Below are 18,699 nucleotides of genomic sequence, written 5' to 3' on the forward strand. Positions count from 1 at the left end.
AGGTATTTGCGGGGTTTATGCGAGGGGCGCGAAACAGTCTGTCGCCGCCAACGGGCCCAAATCGGAAAGGATTCATTAACCAAGTTATGCCAAAAACCGGGCATGAGCAGAATCATCCCCATCCCCGCCCTCGAAGCCCTCGCCCTTGCCGCCTTCATCGCCGCGCTCTGGGCCTCGGGCTGAAACGCCAGCGCCCCCGGTTTCGGGGGCGCGGCCCTTGCTACTGCACCACCCGGGCGCGCTCGATCAGGTCCGGCTCGCCGGTCACCGCACCATTGCGGCCGGTGCCGCGCTTGATCGACTGCACCACCTCCATGCCGGAGATCACCCGGCCAACGGCGGTGTACTGGCCATCGAGATGGGTGGCGGTGTCGAACATGATGAAGAACTGCGAGTTGGCCGAGTCGGGATCGGCCGAGCGCGCCATGCCGACCACGCCCGCCACGAAGGGCTCCTCGGAAAACTCCGCCGCAAGATCGGGGTAGGACGACCCGCCCATGCCTGCCCTCGACAGATCGCCGCCCTCGCGGCCGAATTCCACGTCGCCGGTCTGCGCCATGAAACCGTCGATCACGCGGTGAAACACCACGCCGTCATAGGCCCCCTCATCCACCAGCGTCAGGATCCGCTCGGCATGGTTCGGGGCGAGATCGTCGAACAGCTCGATCACCACCTCGCCCGATCCCTCGCCCGCTACCGTCAGCGCCACCTTCGGGCCGTCGCCGGGCGGCACGGTGACGACCTGCGGCGTCGAGCCGGGCACGGTCATGAAATAATAGAGCCCGATCAGCCCGACGCCGACAAGGAAGATGATCCAGGCCACCAGCCGCGACCGGCGACCCCGCCCGCCCTGCTGATCGCGCGGCCCTTGATCAGACATCCGCGGCCACCTTTACCGAGATCATCTTGTCGGGGTTCGCGGGCGGCTCGCCTCGGGTGATCTTGTCGACATGCTCCATCCCGGAGATCACCCGGCCGTAGACGGTGTATTGCCCGTTGAGGAAATGGTTGTCGCCGAAGTTGATGAAGAACTGGCTGTTGGCGCTGTTGGGGTTCTGCGACCGCGCCGCGCCGAGCGTGCCGCGATCATGCGGCAACTTGGAGAACTCGGCCGGGAGGTCAGGCAGATCGGAGCCGCCGGTGCCGGCCCGGCGCAGATCGCCGCCGCCGTCGACATTGCCATGCTCCACGTCGCCGGTCTGGGCCATGAAACCCTCGATCACCCGGTGAAAGACCACCCCGTCATACTTGCCCGCGCGCGCCAGTTCCTTCATCCGCGTCGCGTGCTGCGGGGCCACGTCGGGCAGAAGCTCGATCGTCACGGTGCCATCCTTCAGCTCGATCAGGATGGTGTTTTCAGGGTCTTTGATCTCGGCCATGGGGCGCTCCTTCGGATTTCGTTTGGCGAAACCTATGCCCGCGAGGTGCAAAGGAAAAGGGGGCATCCACCGGTGCCACAATTAGATTTTCGTTTCATGCAAGAAAAAAAGAAATTGCCGGCCCGTGCATTTGTCTCATTGACCCGTCGCCCCCGGATCGTGTCTTTGACCCGTAAAAGACAGCACGGGAGAAAGATATGGCCTGGAAAACCCTCGACGACATGGATCTGGCCGGCAAGGTTGTGCTGGTGCGGGTGGATATCAACGTGCCGGTGGACGAGGCCGGCAATGTCACCGATGCCACCCGGATCGACCGGGTCGTGCCAACGGTGCAGGACATCGTCGCCAAGGGCGGCAAGCCGGTTCTGATGGCGCATTTCGGCCGTCCGAAGGGCCAGCCGGTGCCCGAGATGAGCCTCAAGACAATCCTTCCCGCGCTCGAAGCGGCCTTTGGCATGCCGGTGAAATTCGCGACCGATTGCATCGGCGGCCCGGCCAAGGAAGCGGTCGGAGCGCTTGGCGACGGCGAGGTTCTGCTGCTGGAAAACACCCGGTTTCACAAGGAAGAAACCGAGAACGATGCGGTCTTTGCCGCTTCGCTGGCAGCGCTTGGCGGTGTCTACGTCAACGATGCCTTTTCCGCCGCGCACCGGGCGCACGCCTCGACCGAGGGCATCGCCCGGCTGTTGCCGGCCTGCGCCGGACGGCTGATGGAGGCCGAGTTGTCGGCGCTCGAGGCCGCGCTCGGCAACCCCGCGCGCCCGGTGGTGGCGGTGGTCGGCGGGGCCAAGGTCTCGACCAAGCTCGACCTCTTGGGCAATCTCGTCGGCAAGGTCGATCACCTTGTGATCGGCGGCGGCATGGCCAACACCTTCCTCGCCGCGCAAGGCATCAACGTGGGCAAATCGCTCTGCGAACACGATCTGGCCGATACCGCCCGCGAGATCCTCGACAAGGCCGAGGCCGCGGGCTGCGAGATCATCCTGCCGCGCGACGTGGTGATCGCGTGGGAATTCGCCGCCAACACCCGCCATGAAACCGTCGCCGCCGATGCCTGCCCGGCCGATGCGATGATCTTCGACGCCGGGCCCGAGACGCTGGCCTACATCACGTCGGTGCTCGGCGGTGCCAAGACCCTGATCATGAACGGCCCGCTCGGCGTGTTCGAGCTGGAGCCCTTCCACAAGGGCACCTTCGAGATGCTCGACGAGATCGCCCGGCTGACGAAGGAGAACGGCCTGGTTTCGGTCGGCGGCGGCGGCGATACCGTGTCGGCGATCAACGCCTCCGGCCACGGCGAGGATTTCACCTATGTCTCCACCGCGGGCGGCGCCTTCCTCGAATGGATGGAAGGCAAGGAATTGCCCGGTGTCGCGGCGCTCGACCAGGACTGAACCGGACACGGCCAGCAGGAGCGGCGGGCCCCGAGCGGCCCGCCGTTTTCGTGCCCGCAATAGCGCTACCACGATTGAACCCCCTTGCGGCCCGGCCTACAAAGCCCGGGAAACCAGCCACGAAAGGGGGCCGACATGCCGAACCAGGACAAACTCGCCCAGATGAAGACGGGCCAGGGCTTTATCGCCGCACTCGACCAGTCCGGCGGCTCGACGCCCAAGGCGCTCGCCGCCTACGGCGTCGGCGAAGACGCCTGGACGACCGAGGAAGAGATGTTCGACCTGATCCACGCCATGCGCGCGCGGATCGCCACCGCTCCCGCCTTCACCGGCACCAAGGTGCTCGGCGCGATCCTGTTCGAGATGACGATGGAGCGCGAGATCGCGGGCAAACCGGCGGCGGAGTTCCTGTGGAACGAGCGCCGGGTGGTGCCCTTCCTCAAGGTCGACAAGGGGCTCGACACCGAGGCTGACGGCTGCCAGTTGATGAAGCCGATGCCCGAGCTCGACGCGCTCCTCGACCGTGCGGTGGCGGCGGGCATCTTCGGCACCAAGATGCGGTCGGTGATCAATGCCGCCAACCCGCAAGGCATTGCCGCCGTGGTGGCGCAGCAGTTCGAGGTGGGCAAACAGATCCTCGCCAAGGGGCTGGTGCCGATCATCGAGCCGGAGGTGAGCATCCACTGCCCCGAGAAGGCCGATGCCGAGGATATCCTGCTGGAAGAAATCACCCGGGCACTCGACGCGCTCAACGAAGGCCAGGAGGTGATGCTCAAGCTCACCCTGCCGACGATCACAAATCATTACGGCACCCTGATCAAGCACCCGCGCGTGGTGCGCGTGGTGGCGCTTTCGGGCGGCTATGCGCGCGACGAGGCCAATGCGCTGCTGGCCCAGAACGAGGGCATGATCGCGAGCTTCAGCCGCGCGCTGACCGAGGGGCTGACCGCCGATATGAGCGACGACGCCTTCAACGCCGCCATCGGCGAGGCGATCGAGGCGATCTACCAGGCTTCGATCACCTGAACCCGCTTGACCGGCGGGAGGCCGCCCCCGGCCCGCCTCCCGCCGCAAAAGGGGATTCACAAGCCGAATCACCTGTGCGATAGTCGCCCGTAGCGTCCGCGAGAGGCGCGCAAGAGGCAGAGCAGTCGTTCCTATGGTCAATTCGCGCAATCAATCCGGGCTTGGCGGGGGGATCTTCTTCATCGGTCTGATCGCGGCAGGGCTCTATTTCACCTTCGCCAGCGTGCAGGGCGATTTCGGCCTGTTCAATCGGGTGCGGATCGACGCCGAGGCCGAGGCCCTGCGCGCCGAGCGCGACCGGCTGGCCGAGGAGCTTGGCGTGCTGCGCAACAAGACCCGCCGACTGTCCGACGATTATCTCGATCTCGACCTTCTGGATGAACAGGCCCGCTCGGTGCTGGGCCTCGTGCGCGGCAACGAAGTGGTTCTGCGCTGAGCACAGCCCCCGCCCGCCTTGGCCCTCCAGCGATCCAGCCCCCGCTTCGCGCCCTTGCGTCGCCGCAAACCCGCCTTGCAAAACCCGCAGGAAAACCCCCCTCGCATCGAAGCGCATTTTGGTGTAAAAGGTAGTTTAGTATTAAACCAATTCCCGCACCGGTGAGGAGGCTGCCGATGGCGACCGCCAAAAGCAAAAAGAAATCAAACACATCCAAGGAAGACCTGCTCCATTATTATCGCGAGATGCTGCTCATCCGTCGATTCGAGGAGAAGGCCGGTCAACTTTACGGCATGGGCCTGATCGGCGGGTTTTGCCACCTCTACATCGGTCAGGAGGCCGTGGTGGTCGGGCTCGAAGCCGCCGCCGAGGAAGGCGACAAGCGCGTCACCTCCTACCGCGATCACGGCCACATGCTGGCCGCCGGGATGGACCCGAAGGGCGTGATGGCCGAACTCACCGGGCGCGAGGGCGGCTATTCCAAGGGCAAGGGCGGCTCGATGCACATGTTCAGCGTCGAGAAGCACTTCTACGGCGGCCACGGCATCGTCGCGGCGCAGGTGCCGATCGGCACCGGCCTCGCCTTCGCCGACAAGTACAACGAGAACGGCCGCGTCACCTTCACCTATTTCGGCGATGGCGCGGTGAACCAAGGCCAGGTTTACGAGGCGTTCAACATGGCCTCGCTGTGGAAACTGCCGGTGATCTACGTGATCGAGAACAACCAGTATGCCATGGGCACCTCGGTGGGCCGGTCGTCCTCCACGCCCGAGTTCTACACCCGCGGCGAAGCCTTCGGCATCCCCGGCGAGGCGGTTGACGGGATGGACGTGCTGGCGGTCAAGGAAGCCGGCGAGCGCGCCATCGCGCATTGCCGCGAGGGCAACGGGCCCTACATCCTCGAGATGAAAACCTACCGCTACCGCGGCCACTCGATGTCGGACCCGGCGAAGTATCGCACCCGCGAGGAAGTTCAGAAGGTGCGCGAAACCCAGGACGCGATCGAGCATGTGCGCGAGCTTTTGCTCCAGGGCAAGCACGCCGACGAGGACGAGCTGAAAGCGATCGACAAGGAGATCAAGGCGATCGTCAACGAGGCCGCCGACTTCGCCCGCGAGAGCCCCGAGCCGTCCCTCGACGAGCTCTGGACCGATATCTACGCGTGAGGCCTGAGCGATGCCGCATTTTGAAATCCACGTGAACGATGTCGACGAGGCAAAGAGCTTCTACGCCGGGCTGTTCGGCTGGAGCTTCACGCCGATGCCGGGTGGCGAAGAGATGGGTTACCATTTGATTGAAGGCGCTGAAATCGGTGACGGCAAAGGCCTTACCGGCGCGATCATGCAGCGCGTGGGCGCTGCGCCCGAGCCGCACGGACCAATCCGTGGCGGCACCATGACCCTGGAAGTCGACAACTGCGACGACCGCTATGCCTGGGCGCTTGCCAACGGTGGCGGCGAGGCGCTTCCCCCGACAGACTACCCCGACATCGGCCGCGCGGCTTACGTCGAGGATGGACAAGGCAATGTCGTCGGAATGATTACACCGGCAAAAGGATAATACCGAGATGGCTACCGAAATTCTCATGCCGGCGCTGAGCCCGACGATGGAAGAGGGCACGCTGGCGAAATGGAACGTGAAGGAAGGCGATACCGTCTCCGCCGGTGACGTGATCGCCGAGATCGAAACCGACAAGGCGACGATGGAGTTCGAGGCGGTCGATGAAGGCACCCTCGGCAAGATCCTGATCGCAGAAGGCACCGAAGGGGTGAAGGTCAACACCCCGATCGCGGTGCTGATCGAGGAAGGCGAAAGCGCCGAAGATGCCGCGGCCTCGGTCGAGAAGGCCCATGCCGGCACCCATGAACAGGGCGCGGGCCACCCTGCCCCGTCGAAGGTGGTGGACGAAGCCGGCCCCGGCGGCCAGGCCCCGGCCCCTGCCGTTCCGGATGATCCCGAGATCCCCGAGGGCACGAAGATGCGCGAGATGACCGTGCGCGAAGCCCTGCGCGATGCGATGGCCGAGGAGATGCGCGCCGACGAACGGGTGTTCCTGATGGGCGAGGAGGTCGCCGAATACCAGGGTGCCTACAAGGTCAGCCAGGGCCTGCTCGACGAGTTCGGCGCCAAGCGGGTGATCGACACACCGATCACCGAGCACGGCTTCACCGGGCTCTCCACCGGCGCGGCGATGGGGGGGCTGAGGCCGATCGTCGAGTTCATGACCTTCAACTTCGCGATGCAGGCGATCGACCAGATCATCAACACCGCCGCCAAGACCCGCTACATGTCGGGCGGACAGATGAGCGTGCCGGTGGTGTTTCGCGGTGCCTCCGGTGCGGCGGCCCGCGTTGCCGCCCAGCACAGCCAGGATTATGCCGCCTGGTATGCCCACATCCCGGGCCTTCACGTCGCCATGCCCTATTCGGCGGCCGACGCCAAGGGCCTCCTGAAAACCGCGATCCGGGGCGAAACCCCGGTGATCTTCCTCGAAAACGAGCTGCTCTACGGCCATTCCTTCGAGGTGCCCGAGCTTGACGATTTTGCCATTCCCTTCGGCAAGGCGCGGATCTGGCGCGAGGGCAGCGACGTGACGCTGGTCAGTTTCGGAATCGGCATGGAATACACCCTCAAGGCCGCTGAAAAGCTGGCCGAAGACGGCGTGAGCGCCGAGGTGATCGACCTGCGCACGCTCAGGCCGATGGATACCGCCGCGGTGATCAAGAGCGTGAAGAAAACCAACCGCTGCGTCACAGTGGAAGAGGGCTGGCCGGTCGGCTCGATCGGCAACCATATCTCGGCGGTGTTGATGCAGGAGGCCTTCGACTGGCTCGACGCCCCGGTGATCAACGTCACCGGCAAGGACGTGCCGATGCCCTATGCCGCCAACCTCGAAAAACACGCGCTCACGAGCGTCGAGGAAGTGCTCGAGGCGGTCCGTCTCGTGACCTATCGCTGAGGAGGACGACGACATGGCAACCGAAATCCTGATGCCCGCGCTTTCCCCGACGATGGAGGAAGGCACGCTGGCGAAATGGCTGGTCAAGGAGGGCGACACCGTCGCCGCCGGCGACCTGATCGCGGAAATCGAGACCGACAAGGCGACGATGGAATTCGAGGCCGCCGACGAGGGCATCGTCGGCAAGATCCTCGTTGCAGAGGGCAGCGAGGGGGTGAAGGTCAACACCCCGATCGCGGTGCTGGTCGAGGAAGGCGAAAGCGCCGACGACATCGAGGCCTCCGCGCCCGCCCCGAAGGACAAGGACGAAGGCGAACAAGAAGGCGAACAAAAGGACGAGGCCGCCCCTGAGGCGAAGACGTCCGACGACGCTCCTGCCACCAAGGCGGCCCCGGCCGCGCCGAAGGACGACAGCGGCGAACGGGTCTTTGCCTCGCCGCTGGCGCGCCGGATCGCCGCCGAGAAGGGGATCGACCTGACCGCGCTGCAAGGCTCCGGTCCGCGCGGCCGGATCGTGAAGGCCGACGTCGAGGCGGCAAAGCCGGGGGCTGCCAAGGCACCCGCAGCCGACGAAGCGGCCCCGAAAGCCGCTCCTGCCGCCGGCCCCGACGCCGCGCAGGTGATGAAGATCTACGAGGGCCGCGACTACGAGGAAGTCAAGCTCGACGGCATGCGCAAGACGGTGGCCGTCCGGCTCACCGAGGCCAAGCAGACGATCCCGCATTTCTACCTGCGGCGCGACATCCTGCTCGACGAGCTCCTGTCCTTCCGTGCCCAGCTCAACGCCCGCCTCGAAGCCCGCGGCGTCAAGCTTTCGGTCAACGATTTCATCATCAAGGCCTGTGCCCTCGCACTACAACAGGTGCCGATGGCCAACGCGGTCTGGGCCGGCGACCGGATTCTCAAGCTCACCCCGTCCGACGTGGCCGTGGCCGTGGCGGTCGATGGCGGGCTGTTTACGCCGGTGCTGAAAGACGCCGAGCAAAAGAGCCTCTCGGCGCTCTCTGCGGAAATGAAAGACCTCGCCAGCCGCGCCCGCGACCGCAAGCTCGCGCCGCACGAATACCTTGGCGGCTCCTTCGCGGTTTCCAACCTCGGGATGTATGGCATCGACAATTTCGACGCCGTGATCAACCCGCCGCACGGCGCGATCCTCGCGGTCGGCGCAGGTGTGAAAAAGCCCGTGGTGCAGGACGATGGCAGCCTCGGGGTGGCCACGGTGATGAGCGTGACGCTCTCGGTCGATCACCGGGTGATCGACGGCGCACTCGGGGCCGAACTGCTGGAAGCGATCAAGCAAAACCTCGAAAACCCGCTCGCCATGCTGGCCTGAGCCGGGCACTCGCAAAAAAAGACAGCCCCGGCCCGAAGGCCGGGGCTTTTTCGTTCAGTCGAGAACCTTCGACAGCGTGAACACGCCGCGCATCTGGCCCGGCGAGAAGCCGCGCGCGGTATCCTCGGGATACATCTCCGCCAGCGCCGCCACGACCTCGTCCTTCACGTTGTCGCCGCCGTGGCAGGCCACGCAAGGTTCGCCGGTGGGGATCGCCTTGACGATGTGAAACACGCGTTTGCCGTCTTCTTCCACGACCGCCGCCGTGGCGAGGCTGTCGACCGCTTCGCCTGCCGCTTCGCGGGCAAGGAAATCGTCGATCGCAGCGGCGGTGAAGGCGTCGGGGGCATTGTCGGGATTGCGCAACCTGTGGCTCGACCGGCCCACGCTCCAGCCCGAATCGGCCGACACCGACTCGGCGATCGCCGGGGCCGCTTCGTTGCAGACCGAGATCGCCTTGACCGGCCCGCCCGCCTCGATCGCCGCCACCAGTTCACCGCGCAGCGTATCGCCGAACGACTTCATCAACCCGGCGGCTTCCGCCTTCAACGCCTCGACATCCGCGTCGGACGCCAACGCCGGCCCCGCCAAAGCGATCGCCACGCCGCAGAACGCCGCGCGCAATGTAGTGACTTTCATGAATATCTCCCTCTCGTCGTGCTGATACCAGGTTCGCGCCGGGCGATCCTGCCACGTTGGGCCTCCGCCGCGAAGAGGGTAATGCGCAATAAAATTGCGCGGGCGATCTTTCGCCTAGAGGGCGGGATTTGCGGGAAAAAGCGAAGCGGCTGTTGGTCCCGTCGGGGGCGCAGCGGCCCCCGGCAGGACATCGTGTCTGGCGGTCAGACGACCACCAACGCCATCACGTAGAGTGCGGAGAAACCGGCCACGGTGGCGATCCACATACGAAGCATCACGAACTCCCAAGTCTGCCAATGGCGCAGACCATGGCCGCTTTGGCGCGTGAAGTCACGCGTCCGTGAACACGATGGGCGGAGAATGGCCGATACCGGGCGCTCAGCAGCCGTCGTCGAGCGTCTGGCGCATCTCGGACGCGGGGTGTTCGCAGCCTGCCCCACCCACCACGCGGGCGGGAACACCGGCCACCGTGGTTGCCGGCGGCACGTCTTCGAGCACCACCGAGCCGGCGGCGATCCGCGAGCAGCAGCCCACGGTGATATTGCCCAGAACCTTGGCTCCCGCGCCGATCAGCACGTCGTCGCCGATCTTGGGGTGGCGGTCGCCGTCTTCCTTGCCGGTGCCGCCGAGGGTGACCGAGTGCAGCATCGAGACGTTGTCGCCGACCACCGCGGTTTCACCGATGACGATGGAATGGGCATGGTCGATCATGATCCCCCGGCCGATCCGCGCGCCGGGGTGAATGTCGATGCCGTAAACCTCGCTTGCGCGCATCTGCAGGAAATAGGCCAGATCGCGGCGCCCGTCCTGCCAGAGCCAATGCGCAACACGGTAGGCCTGCATCGCCTGGAAGCCCTTGAAATAAAGGATCGGCTGCAAGAGCCGGTGGGTGGCCGGGTCGCGGTCGAGCACCGCCACGAGATCGGCGCGCGCCGCCTCGGCCAGCGCCGTATCCGCCGCATAGGCCTCGTCGGCCACCTCGCGCAGAACCAGCATCGACATCTCGTTCGAGGAGAGCTTGGCCGAAATCCGGTAGGACAGCGCCTTCTCCAGCGTCGCGTGGTGCAGGACGCAGGAATGGATCAGCCCCCCCATCAGCGGTTCGCGCGCCACGGCGGCCTCGGCCTCGGCGCTGACCCGGTCCCAGACCGGATCGACAAGAACGGGTTTTCTGCGGGTCTCGGCCATGGCAGGCCTCCTGTCTCGTTGTCGCACTCAATGTATGACGAAATGACTCGGGATTCCAAACGCAAAGCTGTGACCGCGGCGCGTCGCCCGCCCTTGCCTCGCTCGCCGGGCTCTGCCAAACCAAGGACAGATACCAGAGGCCGCCCGCGATGTTCCTGCCGTTCTTCGATGCCCTGCGCGCCCACAAGGTGCCGGTTTCCTTGCGCGAATACCTCACCTTCCTCGAAGCGATGAGCGCCGGGCTGGTGACCTATGACGTCGAAGGGTTCTACTACCTTGCCCGCGCCGCGATGGTGAAGGACGAGCGCAACATCGACAAGTTCGACCGCGCCTTCGCGCAGGCCTTCGAAGGGATTGAGGCGATCAGCCTCGATGCCGTGCTGGAGGCCGTGGATATCCCCACGGACTGGCTCGAGAAGCTCGCCGAAAAGCATCTGACCCCCGAGGAAAAGGCCGAGATCGAGGCGCTTGGCGGCTTCGACAAGCTGATGGAAACGCTCAAGGAACGTCTGCGCGCGCAGGAAAAGCGCCACCAGGGCGGCTCGAAGTGGATCGGCACCGCCGGCACCTCGCCCTTCGGCGCCTACGGCTACAACCCCGAGGGCGTGCGCATCGGGCAGGACAAGAGCCGCCACCAGCGCGCGGTGAAGGTCTGGGACAAGCGCGAGTTTCGCGATTTCGACGACACGGTGGAACTGGGCACCCGCAACATCAAGGTGGCGCTGAAACGCCTGCGCAACTGGGCGCGCGACGGCGCACACGAAGAACTCGACCTCGACGGCACGATCCGCGCCACCGCCGAACACGGCTATCTTGACGTGAAAACCCGCCCTGAGCGACGCAACGCGGTGAAGGTGCTGCTGTTTCTCGACGTCGGCGGCTCGATGGACCCGCATATCAAGGTGGTCGAAGAGCTGTTCTCGGCGGCACGGGCGGAGTTCAAGCACCTCGAATACTACTACTTCCACAACTGCCTCTACGAAGGTGTCTGGCGCGACAACCGCCGCCGCTGGCAGGAACAAACCCCGACACATGAGGTGCTGCACACCTACGGGCCCGACTACAAGTGCATCTTCGTCGGCGATGCCGCGATGAGCCCCTACGAGATCGCCTGGCCCGGCGGCGCGAACGAGCACTGGAACGCCGAGGCCGGGCAGGTCTGGCTCCAGCGCGCCCGCGAGGCCTGGCCCGATCACCTCTGGATCAACCCGGTGCCCGAGGCGCATTGGCGTTACAGCCAGTCCACTGCGATGATCGCGGAGATCTTCGAGGGCCGGATGGTGCCGATGACGCTGGAAGGCATCGAGCGGGGGATGCGCGCGCTGGGGCGGTGAGCGGCCTCACCTCGAGTGCTCCCGGACATATGCACACAGGCGTCACCCCGGTGCATTCACCCAAATGCTGCGGTTGGTGCAAAGCAAGGACCAAACACCCCGCCCCGGGCAAACCTTGGCATCTTCGGCTCATGAGTCGCGGGACGTTGTCCTGCGCAGGCGTACCGTTCCATCCCTGGCCTTGGCCATTGCGGCAATTGCCCTCTTCGGTTGTTCCCCCCATCCCGTATTGACCAGACGATGACGTGTGGCGGAAAAGAATACCAACGCGGGCGGGGCGAAGGCCTGAGCCCTTCATCGTGATCAACAACACGCGCGTCAGTTGCCAAAAAGACATGACCGACGCCGAGTCGACCAACAGCGTCATCACGGACCACAAGACCTGCTGCGCCACGATTTCGCTCTACCTCGCCGACCAGGAAAGGAAGGCCGCTCGGGACGCCCGTCACGAAACGATGTTCGGTGCGAGCGATGACGACGACAGCGGCGGCGGTGGGCATCACGGGCCGCAAGCACGGGCTCCGCTCCGGATCGCACCTAACGGGCGAACGTGCGCCCCATGTCGGCCAACCCCTTGAACTCAAGCGGGTTTCCGGACGGGTCGCGCAGGAACATCGTCCATTGCTCGCCCGGCTCGCCGGCGAAGCGCAAGGTCGGCGCGATCACCCACTCCGTGCCCGCCGCGTCAAGCCGGTCGGCCAGCCCGCGCCAGGCATCGTAGGGCAGAACCACGCCGAAATGCGGCATCGCCACCATGTGATCGCCGACCCGGCCGGTATCGGCGGTGGCGAAAGGCGGGCCGAGGTGCAGGCTGAGCTGGTGGCCGAAAAAGTCGAAATCCACCCATGTCTCGGTCGCGCGCCCCTCGGCGCAGCCCAGCACGCCGCCATAGAAGGCGCGGGCGGCGTCGAGATCGGTGACGTTGATGGCGAGATGGAAGGGTGTGGGCATCGGCGCGCTCCGAAACGATTGTTCCGCGCAACCTACCCCGTCGGCATCAGAATTCCAGCCCCCCGCACCGGCGCGAAATTCCCTCCCTTTCCATACCTCCCGATTGCCCCGATCCCGGCTTTGGCCTAGCCTCGCGCGGGAAACGTCAGGGAGACCGCAACATGACCAAAGACCTCGGCTTCGACACCCTTCAGGTTCACGCCGGCACCGAGCCCGACCCCGCCACCGGCGCGCGGCAGGTGCCGATCTACCAGACCACGGCCTACGTGTTTCGCGACGCCGACCACGCCGCGGCGCTTTTCAACCTCCAGGAGGTTGGCTACATCTACTCGCGCCTGACCAACCCGACGGTGGGCGCGCTGGCCAACCGGATCGCGGCGCTCGAAGGCGGTGCCGGCGGCGTCTGCACCTCCTCGGGCCATGCCGCGCAGATCATGGCGCTCTATCCGCTGATGGCGCCGGGGCTGAACATCATCGCCTCGACCCGGCTCTACGGCGGCACCTACACCCAGTTCACCCAGGTCTTCAAACGCTTCGGCTGGGAAGCGAAATTCGTCGACTTCGACGATCCGGCTGCGGTGGCGGCGGCGATCGACGACAATACCCGGGCGATCTTCTGCGAAAGCATCGCCAACCCGGCGGGCGTGCCCACCGATCTCGATGCCATCGCCAAGGTGGCAAACGACGCCGGGATCCCGCTGGTGGTCGACAACACCTCCGCCACGCCCTACCTGTGCAAGCCGATCGAGCACGGCGCGACGCTGGTGGTGCATTCCACCACCAAGTTCCTCACCGGCAACGGCACGGTGACTGGTGGCGCGATCGTCGACAGCGGCACCTTCGACTGGTCGGCATCGGGCAAGTTCCCCTCGCTGTCCGAGCCGGAGCCGGCCTATCACGGCATCAAGTTCCACGAAGCGCTCGGGGCGATGGCCTTCACCTTCTACAGCATCGCAGTGGGCCTGCGCGACCTGGGCATGACGATGAACCCGCAGGCGGCGCATTACACGCTGATGGGGATCGAAACACTGTCGCTGCGGATGCAGAAACACGTTCAGAACGCGCAACAAGTGGCCGAATGGCTGGAAAAGGACGCGCGCGTGGAAAGCGTGAGCTACGCCGGGCTGGCCTCCTCGCCCTACAACGAACGCATCAAGCGGCTCTACCCAAAGGGCGCAGGCGCAATTTTCACCGTTACCCTCAAGGGCGGCTACGACGCCTGCGTCAAGCTGGTGGACAACCTCGGCCTGTTCAGCCACGTCGCCAACCTCGGCGATACCCGCTCGCTGATCATCCATTCCGCCTCCACCACCCACCGCCAGCTCAGCCCCGAGCAGCGCGCGGCGGCGGGCGCGGGAGACAACGTGGTGCGGCTCTCGATCGGGATCGAAGACCCGGCCGACCTGATCGCCGATCTCGACCAGGCGCTGGCCAAGGCCGCCGGTTGAGCGGTTTCGCCCCGGGCTGCGCCCGGGACGACCGGGAGGGGGGCTTTGCCCCCCTCTTGGCCTCACGGCCAATTCACCCCCCAAGGTATTTTCGGACCCAAGAAGGTCGAAACGAACACCCCCCGCACGGCCTGCGTGCGGGGGGCTTCTCGGGTCACGGCCATCGGCTCCTCAGCCTGTGCCGCACCCCCGAGTCTGCCGAAGCAGGGTTAAGAATTCGTTGCTTCTTGGGTCGAAAAATACCTTCGGGGGGTGAGCGCGTCAGCGCGAGGGGGGCAGACAGCCCCCCTTTCTTCCGGCCTTGCCGAAAGAAAAGACGCGCGCCCGTCAAGGCGCGCGTCTCGATGTTCGACGGAGGTTCCCGGCTCAGCCGAACATGTCGGAGGCGATCCCCTCGTACCAGCCGATGCTTTCCTCGAAGGTGCGCTTGCGCATTTCGGCGTCTTCGCCGGGCTGGCTGATGAAGCCGTCGACCTTGGCGATCTTGCCATCGGCAGGCTCGTAGGAGTTGCCGACCTTCACGCCGTCGTCGGTGGCGATCAGCGACCAGCAGGTGTTGGCATACTTGGCCGGGAACACCCGCGCATCGTTCAGCTCGCCGCGGATCGACATCGCCGCGACCTTGGCCTGGCTGTTGGCCGAGAAGCCCGACTTCGGCATGTCACCGGCACTGGTGGCATCGCCCAGCACGTAGATGTTGGCGTCGATGGTGGAGCGCATCGTATCGGCCTCGATCGGTGCCCAGTTGCCATCGTTCACGCCGGCGATCTCGACGATCCGGCCCGCCTTCTGGCCCGGAATGACGTTGCAGACATCGACATTCGTCACTTCGCCGTCGATCGTCACCGTCATCGCGCCCGGGTCGACGACAACGCCTTCGCCGCCGAATTCCGGCCCGATCCAGTCGACCATGCCGGAATAGTGCTTGCCCCAGCCTTCCTCGAAGAGACCCTGCTTGGAGAAGGAGGGTTTCGGGTCGAGCACCATGATCTTGGCGGTCGGGTTGTTGTTTTTCAGCATGTGAGCGACCATCGAGATCCGCTCGTAGGGGCCCGGCGGGCAGCGGTAGGGGTTCGGCGGCGCAACCATGGCGAAGAGGCCACCCTCGGGCATCGATTCGATCTGGCGCTTGAGCAGTTCGCTTTGCGAGCCGGCCTTGTAGGCATGCGGCATCGCGTTCTGCGCCGAGATATCCCAGCCTTCAACGGAGCCATCGACGAAGTCGATCCCCGGCGAGAGCACGAGCCGGTCATAGGGCAGCGTGCCGCCGCCGGCGAGCGAGACGGTCTTGGCGTCGCGGTCGATGCCGATCGCCCAGTCGTGCACCACGTTGATGCCGTAGTCGGCGGCGAGGGTGCCGTAGCTGTGGGCGATGCTGTCCAGCGTGCGGAAGCCGGCCATGTAGAGGTTGGAGAAAAAGCAGGTGTAGTAGGTCTTGGTGGGCTCAACCAGCGTCACGTCGATGGCACCATCGCTGTCCTTGGCGATGTAGCGTGCTGCTGTGGCACCGCCGGCACCGCCGCCGATCACGACGACGCGGGGCTTGCCGCCCTGGGCATGCAGCATCGGTGCCGAAAGGCTTGCCGCGGCCGCCACGCCAGCGCCGACGAAGGTGCGTCTGTTAAGTTTCATTCCGTGTCCTCCCTTGGGTACAGATCGACCCGTTACCATGGCCGATACGAACTTGGCTGCCCGGGTTACAGGCCGCCAAAATACGCGGCCAGAGCCGCGATCTCCTCATCCGACAGCCTGGATGCGAACATCTGCATCACCGGATGCGGCCGGATCTTGCGTTTGTAGGCGTGCATCGCCACCACGAAGTCTTCTTCGGGCCATCCAACGATCGACGGCACGCCCTCGTCGTCACCGTCGACCTGGTGGCAGGTCGTGCACTCGGTCGACAGGTAATCACCATAATCGACATCCCCGACGATGGCGAGCACATCGGGCGAAAGCTCCACCTCGCGCGACATCGCGGTGGGCGCGGCTTCGGGGATGTTGGCGGGATCGGCCGAGAACAGCCGCAGGTAGGCCAGCACATCGGCGCGTTCTTCCGGATCCTTGATCCCGCGGAAAGCCATCCTTGTATCGCTCACCAGCGCCTTGGGGTTCTCGATATAGGCATCGAGGGTGCGCAGGTCCCAGAACAGACCATCGACGCCTTCGCGCACGAGGCCCTTGGAATAGCGTTTGTAATCCTCCAGCGAGCCGGCGCGGCGATCGAAGATGCCGTTGAGGTGCGGGCCGACCCGGTGTTTTGCACCTTCGCCGACCTGGTGGCACGAGGCGCATTGGCGGTAGGCTTTGGCACCGCGTTCGGCATCGCCGAATTCCTGGGCGGCAGCGGGGCTGGCGATCATAACGGCAGACAAGAGTGCCGCAAGCGACGATCTTTTCATCACGTTCCTCCCTGTCGCCTCTCCGGTAGCCATGGCTCTTTTTCGGCAATGGTCTCCGGCGGCACTATCTTTCTATTATTCCGATATGTCGATTTGATCCACAATTTTATTACGGATACCTGTTTTTTTCAGCAATGAAGCGCGTTGCTTGCCGTTGGGGAAGCGGCGCATGGTCGCGCCGTCGGTCCGGTTGCGGGTGTGTCGAGGCGGCGGCATCGTGCCACGGCACAACCGACCGCATGCCGATTCGCCCCGCGGACCTGCGGGCCAGAACGGCGCGCCCGACCAACGCGCAAACGCGGGCTGTTTCGGCCTTCGCCCTGTGCCGGCGCTACCTGGCCCCGAGCACCGCCGAGATCGGCGCAAGGGTGACGGACGCGGCCCGCGTGCCGAGGGACCATTCGAGCAACGCCTGCACGGTTTCCTCGCGGGTCCGCGCCACGACGATCACCTGCTCTTCGTTGCGCGCCCGGAAGGCGGCATTGTCGAGAAAGCGGCGGATCACCGGCCCGGCCTGGCCCTCGGCGTCGAGATCGCGGAACACGAGCCCGGCCCGTACCCCTTCCTTCTGTGCCGCCTTGTGGCCGGTGTTGAGCCCGGCCGGGTAACTCACGAAGCCATGGCCGGTTTCGGCAAGGTTGACGGCCAGTTGCACGGCACCGTCGCCCAGCGCCTGAAACCCGAGCCCCGCCTCGGCCATTGCCGCCACGCTGTCTTCGAGTAGCGGCGCATAGGCTTCGAGGTTGATCTCGATATCCGCTGCCGTGGCCCCCTCGGGCAGCGGCAGGATGGTGACGACCTCCAGTCCCTGGTCGCGGTAGAACGCAATGGCCTCGGCCGCATCGAGCGCGCTTGCGTCCACCGCCACGCTGACCGGGAAAGGCAGCGCGCCGAGATCGGCGAAGGCCGCGCGCTCGGCGGCGGTATCGAGCAGCAGCAAGGCCATGAGCGGCAAATCGTCCGGCGCGGTGAAGGCGACGGCGTTGCGTTCGAGCGCCGAAGCGCGCGCGGGCGCAGAGGTCTGGTCGCCGTCCGCCGCGTCGGCACCGATCGCGGGCAAGCGCCCGGTAACCACCGGCGGCGCAGAGGCATCGGGACCGGAACCGGGTTCGGCCATGGCGGTCTCGTCGGCAGGGGCCGCTTCAGGTGCCGGCTCGGGCGTTTGCTCGGGGGCGGGCGCTGGCTCGGCCTGCACTTCGGCTGTCTCGTCGCTCTGGGGGGCCTCGGGTTCGACCACGGCGGTCTCGTCGTCGGAAGACGCCTCGGGCGCTGGCTCGGCTTCGGCGTCCGGGTCTTCCCCGGCCCCGGATTCCGACCCCGCTGTCGATCCGGGCGGCGGCGCAGCGTCGGGCGCATCTGCAACCGGGCTCTCGGGCGCATCCGGGGCTTCGGACAAATCGTCTGCCGCTTCCGCGCCCGCCTCGTCCCCGGCGGCCTCGTCTTCCATGCCCAAGGCCGGCGAAGTCTCCGCCTCCGGCGTACCGGTGTCGTCGGCGCCGCTGTCGGGATCGGCCTCCGGTGCCGCCCCGTCGGTCTCGCCGGCGGGATCGGAGGTATCGGACGCAGCAGGTGTATCGGACGTGTCCGAAGCCGCGGACAGATCGGCCCCGTCAGCACTCTCCCCCTCGTCTTCCCCCTCGTCTTCCCCGGCGTCGGTGGTGGAGCCATCGTCCTGAGGCGCATCAGGCGCGTCCGGGGCCTCGTCGGGTGCCGTCCCGGCTTCGGGCTCGGATGCGGCGTCATCCTCCGCATCCAGCGCGGGCTCGGCGGGGTCGGCTGGAGCGGCCTCGTCCTGCGGGGAGGCCTCGGGGGACTGGGATGGCGGCGCGTCGGCCTCATCTTCTTCGGACGCCGGCGCGGACTCCCCGGTATCTGTCCCGTCGTCCTCCGCCGGTGCCTGCGGCTCCTCCTCCTCCGGCGTCAATGGCTCGGGCGCGTCGGCCGGTGCCCCGGTTTCGGGCACCGCCGCGGGATCGGTCTCGCCACCCTCCGCGTCCGGCTCCACGTCCTGCGGCGCGGCCTCCGGGTCCGGCGCGACCGCCCCCGGCATATCGACCGGTTCGATCACCAAGGACGCCGTGCCCAGCCCCAGACCTGCCACCACGGCTCCCGCCGCGATGCCCGCCAATATGCCCCGTGCCACTGCCGGCCCCCTTTCCGAATTCGCACCCCGCCTCTTGACCCTCGGCGGCGGCTCTGAACATGTATACCCC

The 18,699-nt window shown here is 66.0% G+C and carries 17 protein-coding genes; 9 read left to right on the top strand and 8 right to left on the bottom strand.

The window, feature by feature from the left end:
- Window positions 1-220: 220 nt before the first annotated feature.
- Together B9Y97_RS00590 and B9Y97_RS00595 are read right to left on the bottom strand one after the other, a co-directional pair.
- On the bottom strand, window positions 221-769 hold the full coding sequence (locus tag B9Y97_RS00590; protein WP_085528027.1) for a peptidylprolyl isomerase: 549 nt from the start codon (window positions 767-769) through the stop codon (window positions 221-223).
- Window positions 770-872: 103 nt separating this feature from the next.
- Window positions 873-1,379 (bottom strand): peptidylprolyl isomerase, encoded by a 507-nt coding sequence (locus tag B9Y97_RS00595; RefSeq protein WP_085524935.1) that lies wholly within the window; start codon window positions 1,377-1,379, stop codon window positions 873-875.
- Window positions 1,380-1,576: 197 nt separating this feature from the next.
- Between B9Y97_RS00595 and pgk the strand changes: the two genes are divergently transcribed.
- The 7 genes from pgk to B9Y97_RS00630 all read left to right on the top strand — a co-directional run bounded on the left by pgk (window position 1,577) and on the right by B9Y97_RS00630 (window position 8,527).
- Complete coding sequence (pgk, locus tag B9Y97_RS00600) at window positions 1,577-2,773, top strand: phosphoglycerate kinase (protein ID WP_085524936.1); 1,197 nt, start codon at window positions 1,577-1,579, stop codon at window positions 2,771-2,773.
- Between the two features lie 135 nt (window positions 2,774-2,908).
- Complete coding sequence (locus B9Y97_RS00605; RefSeq protein ID WP_085524937.1) at window positions 2,909-3,799, top strand: fructose bisphosphate aldolase; 891 nt, start codon at window positions 2,909-2,911, stop codon at window positions 3,797-3,799.
- A gap of 133 nt (window positions 3,800-3,932) precedes the next feature.
- Complete coding sequence (locus B9Y97_RS00610; RefSeq protein WP_085524938.1) at window positions 3,933-4,235, top strand: septum formation initiator family protein; 303 nt, start codon at window positions 3,933-3,935, stop codon at window positions 4,233-4,235.
- A 176-nt stretch (window positions 4,236-4,411) separates the two neighbouring features.
- Window positions 4,412-5,401, top strand: a complete 990-nt coding sequence (pdhA, locus tag B9Y97_RS00615) for a pyruvate dehydrogenase (acetyl-transferring) E1 component subunit alpha (protein ID WP_085524939.1) — start codon at window positions 4,412-4,414, stop codon at window positions 5,399-5,401.
- Window positions 5,402-5,411: 10 nt separating this feature from the next.
- A complete protein-coding gene (locus tag B9Y97_RS00620) occupies window positions 5,412-5,795 on the top strand; it encodes a VOC family protein (protein WP_085524940.1) in 384 nt (127 codons plus the stop codon).
- A gap of 7 nt (window positions 5,796-5,802) precedes the next feature.
- Complete coding sequence (locus B9Y97_RS00625) at window positions 5,803-7,194, top strand: pyruvate dehydrogenase complex E1 component subunit beta (RefSeq protein ID WP_085524941.1); 1,392 nt, start codon at window positions 5,803-5,805, stop codon at window positions 7,192-7,194.
- 13 nt (window positions 7,195-7,207) lie between these two features.
- Window positions 7,208-8,527: a pyruvate dehydrogenase complex dihydrolipoamide acetyltransferase gene (locus tag B9Y97_RS00630; protein ID WP_085524942.1), complete on the top strand. Its 1,320-nt coding sequence runs from the start codon at window positions 7,208-7,210 to the stop codon at window positions 8,525-8,527.
- A gap of 54 nt (window positions 8,528-8,581) precedes the next feature.
- Here the strand turns inward: B9Y97_RS00630 and B9Y97_RS00635 are convergent, their stop codons facing one another.
- Together B9Y97_RS00635 and cysE are read right to left on the bottom strand one after the other, a co-directional pair.
- Entirely contained in the window at window positions 8,582-9,166 is a 585-nt protein-coding gene (locus B9Y97_RS00635) for a Tll0287-like domain-containing protein (RefSeq protein ID WP_085524943.1), read from the bottom strand.
- Between the two features lie 378 nt (window positions 9,167-9,544).
- The gene (cysE, locus tag B9Y97_RS00640) at window positions 9,545-10,354 is read right to left on the bottom strand and encodes a serine O-acetyltransferase (protein WP_085524944.1); all 810 of its coding nucleotides are present in this window, start codon (window positions 10,352-10,354) and stop codon (window positions 9,545-9,547) included.
- Between the two features lie 149 nt (window positions 10,355-10,503).
- Between cysE and B9Y97_RS00645 the strand changes: the two genes are divergently transcribed.
- Window positions 10,504-11,688, top strand: a complete 1,185-nt coding sequence (locus B9Y97_RS00645) for a vWA domain-containing protein (protein WP_085524945.1) — start codon at window positions 10,504-10,506, stop codon at window positions 11,686-11,688.
- A gap of 537 nt (window positions 11,689-12,225) precedes the next feature.
- Here the strand turns inward: B9Y97_RS00645 and B9Y97_RS00650 are convergent.
- Entirely contained in the window at window positions 12,226-12,639 is a 414-nt protein-coding gene (locus B9Y97_RS00650; RefSeq protein ID WP_085524946.1) for a VOC family protein, read from the bottom strand.
- A gap of 161 nt (window positions 12,640-12,800) precedes the next feature.
- On the opposite strand from B9Y97_RS00650, the gene B9Y97_RS00655 reads away from it, so the two are divergent.
- Window positions 12,801-14,087, top strand: coding sequence for an O-acetylhomoserine aminocarboxypropyltransferase/cysteine synthase family protein (locus B9Y97_RS00655; RefSeq protein ID WP_085524947.1), 1,287 nt, complete (start codon window positions 12,801-12,803; stop codon window positions 14,085-14,087).
- A 366-nt stretch (window positions 14,088-14,453) separates the two neighbouring features.
- On the opposite strand, the gene B9Y97_RS00660 is transcribed toward B9Y97_RS00655, so the two are convergent.
- The 3 genes from B9Y97_RS00660 to B9Y97_RS00670 all read right to left on the bottom strand — a co-directional run bounded on the left by B9Y97_RS00660 (window position 14,454) and on the right by B9Y97_RS00670 (window position 18,629).
- Entirely contained in the window at window positions 14,454-15,719 is a 1,266-nt protein-coding gene (locus B9Y97_RS00660; protein ID WP_085524948.1) for an NAD(P)/FAD-dependent oxidoreductase, read from the bottom strand.
- A gap of 65 nt (window positions 15,720-15,784) precedes the next feature.
- Entirely contained in the window at window positions 15,785-16,486 is a 702-nt protein-coding gene (locus B9Y97_RS00665; RefSeq protein WP_085524949.1) for a c-type cytochrome, read from the bottom strand.
- A 331-nt stretch (window positions 16,487-16,817) separates the two neighbouring features.
- On the bottom strand, window positions 16,818-18,629 hold the full coding sequence (locus B9Y97_RS00670) for a divergent polysaccharide deacetylase family protein (RefSeq protein WP_176224260.1): 1,812 nt from the start codon (window positions 18,627-18,629) through the stop codon (window positions 16,818-16,820).
- Window positions 18,630-18,699 lie beyond the last annotated feature (70 nt).

This window comes from Maritimibacter sp. HL-12, from assembly GCF_900177545.1.
In the GTDB taxonomy this organism is placed as follows: Bacteria; Pseudomonadota; Alphaproteobacteria; order Rhodobacterales; family Rhodobacteraceae; genus Sinisalibacter.